General features: G+C 47.9%; 11 protein-coding genes and 1 pseudogene. 8 read left to right on the top strand and 4 right to left on the bottom strand.

All coding sequences use genetic code 11. The features are described from left to right. Nucleotides 1–72 precede the first annotated feature (72 nt). Nucleotides 73–1716, bottom strand: a complete 1644-nt coding sequence (locus ACXAGX_RS00380; RefSeq protein ID WP_474835958.1) for a S8 family serine peptidase — start codon at nucleotides 1714–1716, stop codon at nucleotides 73–75. A 544-nt stretch (nucleotides 1717–2260) separates the two neighbouring features. On the opposite strand from ACXAGX_RS00380, the gene dinB reads away from it, so the two are divergent. The 5 genes from dinB to ACXAGX_RS00355 all read left to right on the top strand — a co-directional run bounded on the left by dinB (nucleotide 2261) and on the right by ACXAGX_RS00355 (nucleotide 6205). Then, nucleotides 2261–3337, top strand: coding sequence for a DNA polymerase IV (dinB, locus tag ACXAGX_RS00375; protein WP_474821679.1), 1077 nt, complete (start codon nucleotides 2261–2263; stop codon nucleotides 3335–3337). Between the two features lies 1 nt (nucleotide 3338). After that, the gene (locus tag ACXAGX_RS00370; protein ID WP_474835957.1) at nucleotides 3339–3569 is read left to right on the top strand and encodes a DUF1653 domain-containing protein; all 231 of its coding nucleotides are present in this window, start codon (nucleotides 3339–3341) and stop codon (nucleotides 3567–3569) included. Between the two features lie 100 nt (nucleotides 3570–3669). Then, complete coding sequence (locus ACXAGX_RS00365; protein ID WP_474821675.1) at nucleotides 3670–4536, top strand: MBL fold metallo-hydrolase; 867 nt, start codon at nucleotides 3670–3672, stop codon at nucleotides 4534–4536. A gap of 251 nt (nucleotides 4537–4787) precedes the next feature. Then, complete coding sequence (locus ACXAGX_RS00360; protein ID WP_474835956.1) at nucleotides 4788–5537, top strand: hypothetical protein; 750 nt, start codon at nucleotides 4788–4790, stop codon at nucleotides 5535–5537. Beyond that, nucleotides 5537–6205, top strand: coding sequence for a hypothetical protein (locus ACXAGX_RS00355; protein WP_474835955.1), 669 nt, complete (start codon nucleotides 5537–5539; stop codon nucleotides 6203–6205). The genes ACXAGX_RS00360 and ACXAGX_RS00355 overlap by 1 nt, the downstream gene beginning before the upstream one ends. A gap of 49 nt (nucleotides 6206–6254) precedes the next feature. On the opposite strand, the gene ACXAGX_RS00350 is transcribed toward ACXAGX_RS00355, so the two are convergent. After that, nucleotides 6255–7922 carry an amidohydrolase gene (locus ACXAGX_RS00350; RefSeq protein WP_474835954.1) on the bottom strand — a complete coding sequence of 556 codons (1668 nt, stop codon included), beginning with the start codon at nucleotides 7920–7922 and terminating at the stop codon, nucleotides 6255–6257. Then, entirely contained in the window at nucleotides 7922–8932 is a 1011-nt protein-coding gene (locus ACXAGX_RS00345; RefSeq protein ID WP_474836801.1) for a serine/threonine dehydratase, read from the bottom strand. Before ACXAGX_RS00345 ends, ACXAGX_RS00350 begins: the two co-directional genes overlap by 1 nt. Nucleotides 8933–9071: 139 nt before the next feature. Here ACXAGX_RS00345 and ACXAGX_RS00340 point away from each other — a divergent pair, with 139 nt between their 5' ends. Further along, a complete protein-coding gene (locus ACXAGX_RS00340; RefSeq protein ID WP_474835953.1) occupies nucleotides 9072–11585 on the top strand; it encodes a putative bifunctional diguanylate cyclase/phosphodiesterase in 2514 nt (837 codons plus the stop codon). Between the two features lie 19 nt (nucleotides 11586–11604). Continuing rightward, nucleotides 11605–11978 (top strand): annotated as a pseudogene (locus ACXAGX_RS00335) (PH domain-containing protein). Nucleotides 11979–12031: 53 nt separating this feature from the next. On the opposite strand, the gene ACXAGX_RS00330 reads toward ACXAGX_RS00335, so the two are convergent. Continuing rightward, nucleotides 12032–14242: a S9 family peptidase gene (locus ACXAGX_RS00330; RefSeq protein ID WP_474821657.1), complete on the bottom strand. Its 2211-nt coding sequence runs from the start codon at nucleotides 14240–14242 to the stop codon at nucleotides 12032–12034. 66 nt (nucleotides 14243–14308) lie between these two features. Here ACXAGX_RS00330 and ACXAGX_RS00325 point away from each other — a divergent pair, with 66 nt between their 5' ends. Continuing rightward, on the top strand, nucleotides 14309–14941 hold the full coding sequence (locus tag ACXAGX_RS00325) for an NAD(P)H-binding protein (protein WP_474821653.1): 633 nt from the start codon (nucleotides 14309–14311) through the stop codon (nucleotides 14939–14941). Nucleotides 14942–14943: the final 2 nt, after the last annotated feature.

The following is a 14943-nucleotide window of genomic DNA, read 5'->3' as shown; positions in this document are numbered from 1 at the left end:
CGCTGAATTAACAGTGTAAAGAAAGGCCGATACATCTTGTACCGGCCTTTTTTATTCTACGAGAGGTTGGGATTACTCGTAAGAATAGCTCATGGTTACATTGCTATAGGTGCTATATGCGCGCAGTCCGATATGCCATGTTCCCGCTTCAGGTGCAGTGAAGGTACATACTTCGTTGTTGCCACTCTTATATGGGCGACAATTGTACGCACTGGTCGTGGGCTGAGAGCCGTATCGCACGTAGAGATCTGCATCGCCACTGCCACCGGCAATCTGAATGGTCATAGTGGAAACGCCAGCGGGGATGGTCCAGGTGTATCGATCCCAAGCTGAACGTGAACCAGAAAGACCAGTAAGTTGACCTGATACCGGTTCTACACCGGGTTCCGTTGGCGTACCGCCGCCATCCCCACTGCCATCACAACCATTGTTGTTCAGGTAGCTGTTGGCTTCTCCCACGCGAACCAGACCATAGCCGTAATAGTTATCACGACCTGCGCTGCCACGGTCTTCCGCAGTTGCTGCTAATGCACTGCGTATCTGACTTGCGCTACACTGAGGGTGAAAGCTCCATACCAGTGCCGCTGCACCTGCAACATGAGGGGTCGCCATGGATGTACCGTTAAGAGTCGCATAGCTGTTTGTAGGATAGGTTGAATAGACCGAGCTACCAGGGGCTGAGATTTCAACCTGTGAGTTATACTGAGAATAGCTCGCACGGTTCTTACCAGAGTCTACGGCAGCAACTGAAACAACTGCATCGTAAGATGCCGGATAAGAAAGGGAACTGTTGCCATCGTTACCAGCAGCGGCAACCAATAGCATGTTGTCATCAACAAAGCCTTGCATCGCATTGGCTTCTGCTGACGATGAACCCGCTCCGCCCAAACTCATGTTTACCACGTCGGCGCCAGCATCCTGACATTGGTCGATGGCGGTGATGATATCTGAAGCGTAAGTCCAACTGCCGCTATCATCAAAAATCTTCACTATGTGTAAGTTTACGCCGGGATAAACGCCAATCACGCCCTCTGTGTTGTCGTAGGCAGCAATGGTGCCTGCCACGTGTGTGCCATGACCGTTCCCATCGTTATACCAGTTACCAACCGCACTGTTATTCCCCTGGCCGGTAACACCGTCATTTTGACCGGGAAGATCGGGATGCCCAAGATTGTAGCCTGTGTCGATAATACACACTTTACGGGCACTGGTATCAGACTGGAAAAGTTGGTTTGCCTGAACCATGTTGTAACCGTAAGGTGTGGTCTGCGCCATCAGGTGGCGTTTTGGATCGGGAGCAACCTCAATGTCTTTGTTTTTCATAAGCGCATTGAGTGCTTTCTTGTTAAGCGTTACCGACGCCATACCATGGCGTGACATTACTTTATGTGTTTTACCACCTACACGCTGAATGGCCGATTTCACTGATGCTACTGACATCGCCCGCGGATTGGCTTTGCTGGTAGTCTCCAGGCCAGATTCTGTTTCTTCAGCAATACCTGTCTTGAAGGTCACAATATAGCGCTCTTCCGCGCCACCCCTTGCATTGCGCTGGAGCGCCCGAAGTTCTTTCAAATCTAATGGTGTTAGGGGCGATGACGCTACCTTGATCGGACCTGCGCCGCTGGTTTCAGTAATCGCATTCGCCGACAGAGCAATTAAGCTTAATGACGTTGCAATAAGGGTTTTGGTTGGAAATGTGTATGATTTGGACATTTATTTTCCTGTCTTGTCGTTATTTTTTCCCACTCGCTCTCTGCGGAGCGCTACTTCGGGGTGTTTAACCGGCCTGTGCACGCCATTTCAGATGGCTTTATTGTTTTTCCTTGGCCGTTCCGTCGACTAAAAAATCGGCTAAATGAAACGGCGATACGCAAGCGTTGTAAAAGCTACTTTTGCTAAGCAGCACGAAATCTATACTACGGATAGGTGGGGGCTGTAACGTATAACGTCGCATAATCTCGTATCGGAATAGACACGTATTGCGCGGGTGAGTATTTCGCTGCGAGATACAGCAACAGGGCGGTACAGGCAGATAGGCGTCACTTAATATTTAAATTCATAAAAATGAAATAAAAACAGATTTATAGGTGGCGTGGATAAATTTTCAGAAATTTTTTAGCAAGGGCGAAATAATACTTTGCAAAAAATCTGCTTTATTCAGCAAAGAGAAGAGGAGTATTAGAGCAGACCAATTAAACACTTCCATTGCTGGCAATTTTCGTTAAAATGCTGTGTATGTATACAGTGTGGTGGCGATGTGCGGAAAATCATTCACGTTGATATGGATTGCTTCTACGCGGCAGTTGAGATGCGTGATAATCCGTCGTTAACCCATAAGCCCATAGCTATTGGCGGCAGCTCTGACCGCCGTGGCGTTATTTCTACCTGCAACTACCCTGCGCGTAAATACGGTGTACGTTCGGCTATGGCTACCGCTTATGCGAAACGTTTGTGCCCTGATCTCATTCTCGTACCTGGCCGCATGGATGTTTACGTTAGAGAAAGCCAGAAAATCCGCGAAATATTCAACGATTACACCGATCTCATCGAACCCTTATCACTCGATGAAGCCTACCTTGATGTCACACACACGCGCTTGTTTAATGGCAGCGCCACGTTAATCGCTGAAGATATTCGCCGGCGAATCAAGCAAGAGCTGAATCTAACCGCGTCTGCTGGTGTCGCTCCTTGTAAGTTTGTAGCCAAAGTTGCCAGTGATGAAAACAAGCCCGATGGCCTGTGTGTGATCACGCCGGACAAACTCGATAGTTTCGTTCGTGCCATGCCATTGGCTAAAATTCCCGGGGTAGGTAAGGTGACGCAACAAAAGTTGCAGCGTTTGGGTTTGCATAATTGTGCTGACGTGCGGAAATACCCCTTCGAGCGTTTGCAAAAGGAGCTGGGGAAATTTGGCACCGTGTTGTGGAATCGTGCTCACGGTATTGATGATCGTGATGTTAATACCACTCGGGAACGCAAATCCATAGGTGTTGAACGTACCTTTAGCACAGATTTACACTCGCTAGAGGAGTGCCGGGACGTTATCCCTGCGTTGTGGGAGAAAATGCAGCAACGAATAGCGTCACATTTACAGAAATCTGGCGCAAAACGCTGCCTCATACGCTCGCAGGGTGTTAAGCTAAAATTCCAGGATTTTCAACAGACCACAGTAGAGCACCGGCATCACGATATTGAAGCGCCTTTCTTTTATGAACTCCTCGACGAAGCCTGGCAGCGTTCAAGGGGAAGAGGTGTGAGGCTGGTGGGTATTCATATTGGTCTGGCTGACGGAACATCTGTTGAACAATTAAAGCTACCTTTGGAGGATGACTAAGGTGCCAAACAGCATTAAACCCGGAACTTATCAGCATTATAAAGGCAACTTTTATACTGTTATTGGTGTGGCTACCCATTCCGAAGACGAAACTAAATTGGTCGTCTATCGCCCCGAATACGGCGACAGAGCGTTGTGGGTAAGACCACTGGAGATGTTTGTTGAGAATGTAGAGGTTGATGGCGAAGCTGTACCGAGATTTCGTTATATTGACGAGCATAATCCGGACTAACGGATACCGTTGAAGCGACATCAGGTAAACCTGAACTGCAAATGCACTGTTCATTTGTAAGCTACGTATCAGCCATAACACACGTAAACAGGGAAAGAAGATGATATTTCCAGTTAAACAAAAAATTAATTCGTTGATAGCGGTAGTCACGCTTATTGGCTGCACAGGTGGCGCATTCGCTCAGGATTTTGATAACGTTAAAATAAAAGATACGCCGCTGCGCGGTTCAGTACATATGTTTGAAGGCGCCGGTGGCAATATCGGCGTATCTGCCGGTGAAGACGGTATTCTCATTATTGATGATCAGTTTGCGCCACTGGCTGAAAAGATTGCGGCCGCACTGAAAGAATTGGGTAACGATGCACCTAAATATCTGGTAAATACCCATTTCCACGGCGACCACACTGGCGCCAACGCATTCTTCCACGACCACAAAGACAGCACAATTTTCGCCCACGAAAATGTGCGTGTTCGTTTGGCGTCAGATGAAAAAGTTGCTCCGGGCGCGTTGCCCGTGGTGACGTTCGCAGATGGCATTACCATTCACTTTAATAACGAAACCCTCAACGTTTTTCACCTCGAACACGGTCATACCGATGGCGATAGTGTGGTGTGGTTTAAAGAGCCGAATGTCATGCACACTGGTGATCTGTTCTTCAATAAACGATTTCCGTTTATTGATTTAAGTTCCGGTGGCAGCGTTGATGGATACGTGGCGGCGGTGAAAACCTTACTGGGTAAAATTGATGACGATACCATCATTATTCCCGGTCATGGCCCGTTGGCAGACAAAGCTGACTACGAAAACTTTCTCGCGATGATTGAAGAAACCCGCAGCACAGTAGAGAAAATGAAAGCGGATGGACTCACTCAGGAGCAGGCAATTGAGAAAGGCCTGGGTAGCCAGTGGGACAGTTGGAGCTGGAACTTTATCAGTACAGAAAAGTGGATAAAAACACTTTGGTAAGTTTATCAAAAGGAGGTGTAAAACCTCCTTTTTTGTTAATAATAAATAACTTATCGCAACATTGTAGATGTCAGTAAATACCATTGCATAGTGGGGATGGAAATCATCTTTTTACCGTTGTAAAGCAATTGTAAAAAGAGTTTTGAGTTGATAATCTCAATTTTCGCTGTTCAGCATAGCCGCTGAGAACATAACATTTCAGTGCAAAGTGCCGGACGTAGTACGAAATCTCCTTCACATGGAAGTATTGCATGAACAAACTACTGGTATTTATTCTTGTGCTATTTGCCGTTTCCGGCTGTAAATCTACACCCGATTACCTGAACACTAAAAGTCTTGTTACTAATTATCAGACGGTTGGTCTGGTCAGTTTTGATGTGCCTGAAGGTCTTGAATACTTTGCCCCAAAACTAAAACAATTCTATAAGCCACGCATTGAAACCAAGCTGGCAGAGGCGGGTTTCAAAACCGTGGATGCCAGCAGCTTCTACAAACGCCTGAAAGAACTGAAAAAAGAAACCCCTGACCTCTACAATTCAAATACGGGTCAGATAAATGAAGCATTGTATGACCAGTTATATAATCAGGCATTGAGAGAAACGAAGGAAAAACTCAATGTTGATATCTTTCTGTTTGCCGGAATTGATATCACGCAGGCTCACTTCTCAAATAACTTCCTGCTGGGCTACACCGCAGACTGGTATGGACAATCAGAGGACTTTCTGGAGGATGGAGTCGATGCGGGTGATGTACTTGGATCTTTCTTCGTTGAGAAGACCGGGCACCTTCCAGGTGCGTACATTTACCTGAGTTTTAAAGACACCGAGTATAAAGATCTGTCTTTTGTCGGCGGTGGTATTGAGTTGCTGGCCCGCTTTGATGATGACGGCAACGCCAAAATGAAAACGGCCGAATACCTTTTTGATGATGAAGCGCAATTGGCGAACGCACTGGATCTCGCGTTCACGCATCTCGCTAATATTAAGCAGCGCAAGAAGTAATGAAAAACCTAATCATTGCCGGGCTGCTTCTGCTGGGGATAACCGGATGTAAAACGCTGGAGCCAATATTCTTTGATCCCAGGATAACGTCTCCGGCAATCGAACTGCCCGTTGATGAAAGCCAATCTGACGGTGTGCACTTTGTAATGCTACCCCCCGCGTTTACTGACCCGTTCTCACCCTATACCCGGCAGTTTATTGCAGATTCCGCTGAATTTCTGGCTAAGAAGCAATTACAAAACCACCAGGCAGAAACCCAGCAGCATTTTTATAGTGCTGCTGGTTCACAAGGAGGATTGTACAGTTCTGCGACTGGAATGCTTGATGCTGGAGTGTTGAATTACGCCATTAAGAAAACCGCCTCTGACCTGTTTGAATCAGACCCTGACGTTCAGGGCATGGCTTTTATTCATCCTTACAGAGAAAATATTGAGCGAGTTAATGGTCTTGCAGTCTGGGAAAATACAGAACAAAAACAATCGGTAATACCTGGAACTACCCGGGCTACAGGCTCAGCGGTTACCCTAAAAGTGAATTATATTCTTCGCAATGGTGAAGTGGTTTCACGGCGAGTGGGGCTTGATGCTGATGAAGCGCAATTCGTGTCGGCAGGAAAATACCGCAATATCGTAGCGTATGTATTGTCTCCGCTACTGCCACCTTCGTAACATAAACAGTGGGTTCAGTGTTCAAAATACAACACTGAACCCCCTCTGTTTATTCAGGTAGTTTTGGGTTGTTTTCTTTAAACACCTGAATACCTGCACTCCAGGTTTCCAACACCTGCGTTTTCCAGATATCTTGTGCCGGAATATCAAAAATATCTTGATCGACAAGAATGAAATCCGCCCATTTACCCGGCGTCAATGAGCCTAAAGTGTCTTCCATGTGCGCGGCATAAGCGGCATCCAGCGTAAAGCCCCGGAAAGCCTGTTCAACTGTCATGGCTTCATGGGCATACCAGCCTGCAACCGGCTGATTGTTGCGATCTTGTCGGGTAACTGCTGCATGCAAACCGTAGAATGGGTTTGCCAGTTCTACCGGGAAGTCTGAGCCCAGCGGAATAGGAATGCCTGAGTTTAGCAATGTCTTCCATGCATAGGCACCTTCCATTCGATCTTTACCTAAACGGTCTTCTGCCATGTTTTTATCGCTGGTCGCGTGAGTCGGTTGCATAGAAGGCAGTACGTTAAGTTCAGAAAAGCGGGGCAGGTCGTCAGGGTGAATAACCTGAGCATGTTCGATACGGTTTCTGAAATCCCGGTTCGGGAATTTCTTCATCGTGGTTTCAAACTGGTCCAGCGCCATCCTGTTTGCACGATCGCCGATGGCATGAAAGTTAAGCTGAAACCCTGCTCCGAGTACTTTTGAGAAAAGAGGCGCCATTTCTTCAGGCTGAGTGAGCAACAAACCGGATTGGTGGGGATCATCGCTATAAGGTGCTAATAATGCGGCGCCGCGGCTGCCCAGTGCGCCGTCGCCGTACGCTTTTACGCTACGAATGAAGAGGAAGTCGTCAGCACTGCGAACCGGTCCGTTATCTAACATGCTATCAAGGTCATCGTCGGTGGCGCTGATCATGGCATAAATGCGCACCGGTAGTGTCTGCTCTGCAGCCCGAGCGAGGTAGAAATCATATACGGAATGGGGCACACCAGCATCGTGCATAGCCGTTACCCCCACAGACAATAAGTGTTGTCCTGCCGCATCAAGTTGCTGCTGGTATAACGCCGCTCCTGCCTTAGGCATCACCTTTTCCATTAGTCCGATGGCGTTGTCAATGAGTACCCCGGAAGGGTTGCCATCGCTATCGCGGACGATTTTTCCGCCCACTGGATCGGGCGTATCTTTGGTAACACCTGCTAATTCAAGTGCTTTGGTGTTGGCCCATCCTGCATGCGCATCTACCCGGGTCAGCCATACGGGACGGTTGCTGATTTCAGCATCCAATATCGCTGCGGTAGGAAAACTACGATCCGGCCAGACTTCCTGGTTCCAGCCGCTGCCGAAAATCCATGCTTGCTTCTGATGTGCAAAGGCATAGGCTGCGGCTTTCTTGGCAGCATCTGCAGCACTACGGCTGTCTCGTACATCCACTTCTAACAAACTGCTGCCGAGGCCCAGCAAGTGCCCATGGGCGTCTATCAAGCCGGGCAACATCACATTACCATCGCCATCGACTACCGCATCAGCGCGCATGCTCGTTGGATCAAGGGTTTTAACCTTGCCATCCTCAATAAGAATTGACGAAAACGATATTAGCTTACCACTATCATCAAGGGTGTAGCCCGACACGTTCTTTACCAGTGTGGTATCGGCCAATGCTGTGGATGCTGAAAACAGCAGCGACAACACACTTATCCGCCAGGTATTTTTATTTTTCATTATTGTTCCTGTTCTTGTTCTGTGAGGTTAGGGGGCTGAAGCAAATAATCCGTGCTCCAGATTTTATGCATACTTTGTTGACTAATGTTTCCGCCAGTAAGAATAACAACCGCAGTTTGACCCGGTGGCACTTCGAGGGACCACGATACCACTGCAGACATGGAAAGGGCGCTGGTGGGCTCCACATGGATTTTGAGCAGATGCTGGAGCCATTGCGTCCAGTAAGCAATTTGAACTTCATCCACTTCGTAGAAATCGTCTAATTGCTGCAGCAAGGGGAATGTGTGCAAACCGACAGAGGGCGTTGCTGCACCATCTGCCAGAGTGTCTGCCGGGCCGGGAAGCGATTCAATAATGCCACTTTGCAATGAACGGGATGCGTCGTTAGCAGCTTGCGGTTCTGCACCTATCACTTTTGCGTTTGGCGCGAGTCCACGGGCGGCAAGTAACGTTCCCGATATCAGGCCGCCACCACCGCACGGCGCAAAAATAGCATCGACCTTTCCTGCATCCTCAATGGCTTCCATACAAGCGGTACCTTGCCCAGCGATAATATCAGGATGATCAAAAGGCGGGATCCAAATTGTCCCCGCTTCTTTTGCCGCCTCTGCCACAGCCGCATCAGCCTGCGGGCGGGTGGGAAACAGCTTTAGCTCTGCCCCGTAACTTTTGGTCGCCGCGGCTTTTACTGCAGAGATGTTCTCGGTTGAATAAATGCACGCCGGTATATCGAATTGCGACGCTGCAAATGCCACCGCCTGAGCATGATTGCCTGAACTGTTGGCTACGATTTTTTCGGGCAATGCGCCTTGTTCGGCCAACTTGCTTAGAAAATTCATCGCGCCGCGTAGTTTAAAGGCGCCCGTGGTTTGCAGACATTCAACTTTAAATAAAATGCGCTGGCCCAACCAGCGGTTCAACAGTGAAGACTCCAACAGTGGCGTGCGTAGCACCTTGCCTTTTATTCGCGCTGATGCAGCCTGAACATCACTAAATTCAGGTAGTTGAATTGCTGACACAAAATTCTCCGAAGTGGGTAGCGTTGTTGCGATATACGTTATCACTTTTTCCGCCAGGGCTGTGAATTAATAAAAAATTCATACTTCTGACGTATTTTAGCAAGCACTTACATAGTCGAGCCGTCATGTCATGCAACAACAAAAACAAAGCAGGGTTTACTTACTCCCGGTAATTTTATTTCTGCTGCTCAGTATGTTGTTCATTTCTGCAGGTGTGTATCTGGTGAATGACGATCGCACGTCTCGTGTATCCAAAGCGCGTTCCCTGGCTAAGCAGGTGGTGAATAGTCTGGAGCTGTTTTCCACCGAGCGCCGACAGGCCATGATTAACTTAATGCAGGCCTGGCCGGCATTCTCCCCAAATGAAATTGATTGGTTTAATGTGCAAGCTGTATCGCTGATGAATATTCAGCATGGTTACACGTCTTTGTCTCTGGTCGATAATAGCGGTGTTGTGCGCTGGATTTCGCTGCCAAGAAATCATGCGCAAAGTTTGTCGAAACTGGCAAATGATGGCGGCATTCCAATCCGCTCTGGGTTACCTTCGCTTAGCCCTTCAGAACAATTTCAAAGTGTGCTGCGTCGCTCTGACAAAACCGGCCATTATTTTTTGATATACGGCAGGGCCATCAGTAGTCAGCAACCCGAACTGGGTTTCGTTGTGGCTACCTTCGATATCAGCGAAACGTTAAATGTGATTATGGGGGAACTCGTTGGCCCTCAGTTTAATTTCATGTTGCTGGATAAGAATAGTCATGTACTGGAAGCAGGGGATTTTGTGGAAGATGGCTCTGTAATATCTATCTCAGATATTCAATTTCTTGGCCGTCAGTGGTCTTTGCGTATTCAGAGTCGTCCCGCAACATTTAACCCCGGGTTCTTAATTGGCGTTGTTGGAGTATTGATGTCGTTGCTAGTGAGTTGGATCTTCCATAAGCAACTCAAAGGTGCGATGAATTTAACGCAAAGTCAGCAACTTTACCGTACAGCCAGTGATGCGGCGCTGGATGCACTGTTAATTTATCAGTTGCGCAATGGCGAGTTCGTGCTCCTCGAAGCCAATCGCATGAGCTTTACAATGTTTCCCTATCTTCAGGGTGAGGCCGTATCTGCCACGCTTCATGAACATATGCGTTTGCTGGGTCATGAATCGCTCACTGAGGCCGGGCGAAAGGTGGTATTTACTGGCGAGCCATTTGAAGGCTTCCTTAAGGTTGAATGTGCGTCGGTACCTTCTGAATGCTTGAAAGTGCAAATGGTTAAGGCGGACAAAACGTTGGCAATGACCTTTCGCGATGTCACTACTGAACAGGTGTTACAGAAAGAGGTCAGCTGGCAGGCCAGTCACGATCAGCTTACTGGTCTGTTAAACCGCTACGCTTTCGACAGCGAACTAAAAACGTTACTTGAGCAGGTCAAGCAAGGCGAAAAGACCGGCGTAATGTGCTTTATCGATATGGACCGCTTTAAACTGGTAAACGACAGTTGCGGGCATCCGGCGGGTGACAAACTGCTCAAGGAAGTGGCCGAGCTTTTTGCGTCTCACCTTGAACCTACTGATTTGCTGGCGCGAATTGGTGGTGATGAGTTCTGTATTATTTTTGCTGGCCAGACAATCACTCAGGCAACGGCAAAGCTGGATATTATATTAGAGGCCATAGCGAGTTACCGATTCATTCACGAAGATCGTCTTTTCTATGTTGGCGCCAGTATTGGCGTGATTGCTATCGACCAGGAAAGTGGCTCTGCTGCTGAACTAATCAAAGCGGCTGACAACGCTTGTTATCAGGCTAAATATCAAGGGCGAAATCGTTATATCGTGGTGGATTCGCTGAATAGTTTGCCGGATGCGCACAGTGAAAGCAACGTCTTGCAAATTGTCCACAGGGCGCTGCGGGAACATAAATTCGAGCTCTATAGTCAGTCAATTGTGCCAATGGCCACGGTAGAGGCTGACCTGCAACATTATGAGATTTTGCTGCGTTTACCCGATGGACAGGGCGGATTAATCAGTCCAGGGCTGTTTATTCCGTTAGCTGAGCGTCACGGCTTGATGAATTTAATAGACGGCTGGGTTGTCGACCAGACACTGACCACACTCGAAGCCTACCCTGAGCATTTGGAGCATCTTGGTAAGGTCGCCATAAACTTGTCTGGCTTAACGTTAGGCGACCCGGCAAAACTCGACCATATCGTCAAGCGAGTGATGACGTCGAAAGTGCCCGCGCATAAGATTTGTTTTGAAATAACCGAAACCGCAGCGGTCACCAATATCAGCGCAGCGAAACACTTTATTCATACTTTGCGAGAAAAAGGCTGCCTGTTTGCTTTGGATGATTTTGGTGCGGGCATGTCTTCGTTTACTTATCTGAAAAATCTGGATGTGGATTTCGTCAAAATAGACGGTTCGTTTGTGAAAAACATGGCCAGCGACAGTATTGATCATGAAACAGTAAAAGCCATCAATGCCATCGCGCAAAGTATGGGCAAGCAAACTATCGCCGAATTTGTTACTGACGATGCTACCTGCAAGGCGCTTAAAGCACTGAATGTGGATTTTGGGCAGGGTTTCGCACTCGGGAAGCCATTACCATTAATGAACAGATTACAAAGCCGTGATAATGTAAGTCGACTTCGTGCGTGAACAGTAAAAAGGAGAGCACATGGGTTTATTTGATGCGTTACTCGGCAATGCCAGCGAAACTGATCCACAGGCGGTGGGTGAAGAGCTAGCGCCTGTATTAGGCAATGGTGAAACTGTTGTAAGTGCTTACAAACTGGTGAGAGACTGATTGTCTTTACTTCGGGCCGACTCATCCTGATTGATAAGCAAGGACTCACAGGCCGCAAAGTGAATTATCACTCTATTCCTTATAAGTCTATTACCCAGTTTGTGGTAGAAACGGCAGGCCATTTCGACACCGACTCTGAGCTTAAAATTTGGGTTTCAGGGCAGGACCAGGCGATTGAAGTTGAACTAAGTAAAAACGCTGCGCAAGGTGTGCAGCATCAGTTAGCGAATCGATTGTTCGGCTGATGAGTAAAACGAAAATAGAGAAACGGGCTGCAATTTAGCAGCCCGTTTTTAGTTTAGTCTTTTTCCGGATGCAAATTCCGGTTGAAGAAATTAGTGATTGTTTTGTACAAGTGAATGCCGGTCTGCTTACCACGAATGCTGTGTTTTTTACCCGGGTAATCCATTGTTTCAAACGGAATTGCCATGTCCTGTAAATGTTTGTACAGCTTGGTGCTGTGAGTAAACAGAACGTTGTCATCTGCCATGCCATGATAAATCAGCAGATCACCTTTTAGATCTTTCGCATAAGGGAACACACTTGATGCTGTATAGGCATCGTCGTCGGTTTTCGGGTTACCCATATAACGTTCGGTGTAGTGGGTATCGTATAGACGCCAGTCAGTGACTGGTGCGCCGGAAACGCCCGCTGCAAAATAATCACCTGCCTGGAACATGGTCATTAAGGTCATGTATCCACCGTAGCTGTGGCCATGTACGCCGATACGGTCTGCATCTACGTAAGGTAGCGTACGCAGGAATTTCACCCCGGCAACTTGATCCTGTACTTCAATAGAGCCCATTTTCTTGAAAATCGGGTCTTCAAAGGCTTTACCGCGATAGTTAGAACCACGGTTATCGATGCTGAATACCACGTAACCCTGGTCAACCCAGTATTGCATCAGCAGTCCACGGTTGCCCGCCCAACTATTAGTTACTACTTGGGCGTGTGGACCACCGTAAAGGTAAACAATAACCGGATGCTTCTTCTCAAGGTTTTCAGGCTTGTAAAGGCGATAGAAAAGCTCTGCGCCATCATCAGCTTTGAAGCTGCCAAACTCAGGTTTTGTCCAGCTGTCCATGTATGGCGCCAGCGGATGATTTTCATCAATGGCGTTTTCTTCCAGCCAGGTAAGCTGTTCGCCATCGGCCTTATGCAGGCTGACCTGTGCAGGATGATTAATCGTCGACATGCTATCTACATAGATTGAAGCATCTGACGAGAAGGTGATGTTATGGAAACCGTTTTCCTGAGAAATACGGGTGATGTCGCCACCGGCCAGTGGTACGCGATACAGATGACGCTCCAGTGGGGTGTCTTTACGGCCGGTAAAGTAAACTTCGCCAGCTTTCTTATCTACTGCAACCACATCGTCAACCACCCAGTCGCCTTTGGTTAGTTGGCGAACCTGTGAGCCGTCGTTGTTGTACAAATAAAGATGTTTAAAGCCATCGCGCTCAGACGCCCAGATAAACTGGTTGCTGTCGCTGAGGAAACGCAGGTCGTCGTTCAAGTTTACCCAGGTGTCGCTGCTTTCTTTCAGCAACACTTTTTGCTTCTTAGTAGACAGATCGTAAGCGCGCAGTTCAAGTTGCTGTTGGTCACGGCTCTGCCATTGATAGGTGAATACGCTTGAGTCTGGCATCCAGTTACCACGGGCCAGGTAGATATCTTTGTTCTTACCCAAATCAATCCACTGACGCTCGCCACTTTCAATGTTCTGAACGGCTAACGTGATTTCTACGTTTGGGGTACCGGCAGAAGGGTACTTCTGTTCAATGGTTTTGATGTTGTCGGCATAAATCTCGGAACGGGTGATCACTTCAACCGGCGATTCATCCACACGGGTGAAGGCAATATAGCTTTCATCCGGCGACCACCAGTAGCCAGTCATCCGGCTCATCTCTTCCTGGGCCACGAATTCGGCCATACCGTACTTAATATTACCGCCACCGCCTTGAGTTATGGCGGTTTCCTTGCCAGTAGCAATGTGTTTTACATACAGGTTTTGGTTGCGGATATAGGCAATGTAATTGCCCTTGGGCGACAAGGTGATGTCGGTTTCAAACGCGTCGGTATCAAGCAGTTGCTTGGCCCCTTCTTTACCCAACTGATGATAGAATACATCGCCACCAAGTGGGAACAGCAGGGCTTTACCATCGGCTGACCACTGATAGCTTACAATACCACTACCAGAAAGACGCATGCGCTCACGGCGGGCTTTTTCTTCATCAGACAGCTCGCCATCGCCTTGTGCCAGGGTTGCTGAGTCGAATAACATGCGGGTTTCACCTGAATTAATGTGGTATTCCCACAAATCCAGTTGGTCGTAATCGGTTTCTTTACCGCGTAGAAAGGTTACGCGTTGGCCGTCAGGAGAGACTTTCAGCGAACGCGGCGCACTGCCTTCCAATGAGGGCGAATCGTAAATTCGTTCGATGGTAAGATCTTTGGCATGAGCCAGTGAACTGAGCATGAGGGCTCCCAGTAATAAAGTTTTTTTCATTTGTTATCTTCGGCTTTGTCTTAGATGCTAGTTATTATTTGTTGTGATTATAGAGGATGACATAAGGTGCATGGCAATAAAACTGCTTTGGTGCTGGGTGCGACAGGATTAGTGGGAAAGGCGTTGGTTCGCCAGTTACTTGTCGATCCTCGCTATACCAGTATCACCCTGCTGGTTCGTCGTCCTTTACCTGCGAGTTTATTCAGCGATCCAGCGGGAAAGCTGAATCCCATTGTTATCGATTTCGACGCATTGCAGGACTACCAGGGCTATTTCAGTGTGAGTCACGTGTACTGCTGTTTGGGGACCACGATGAAAATCGCAGGTTCGAAAGCGGCGTTTCGGAAGGTTGATTTTGAATACGTGCACATTGCGGCCCAGTTAACCCGTGCTCAGCGCGCGGAAAGTTTTGTTTGGATCTCCTCTGTGGGTGCCGATGCAAAAAGCGCTAACTTTTATTTGCGGGTAAAAGGTGAGTTAGAAAATGCGCTGATGCGTATGCCGCAATTACCCAATGCAGCAGCCGTTAGGCCATCTTTATTGTTGGGCGAAAGAACAGAATCGCGACCTGCTGAAGATATCATGCAAGCTTTGGCGCCCATGCTGGGGAAACTCATGGTGGGGCCGCTTAAAAAGTATCGCCCAGTGACGGCCGCCGACGTCGCGCGTAAAATGATTACCCTGCAACATTTTGAATAAAT

This window comes from Alteromonas sp. ABV4_515 (genome assembly GCF_056160345.1).
Note: the sequence above shows the minus strand (reverse complement) of the source record. Positions and strands in the feature narration are given on the sequence as shown.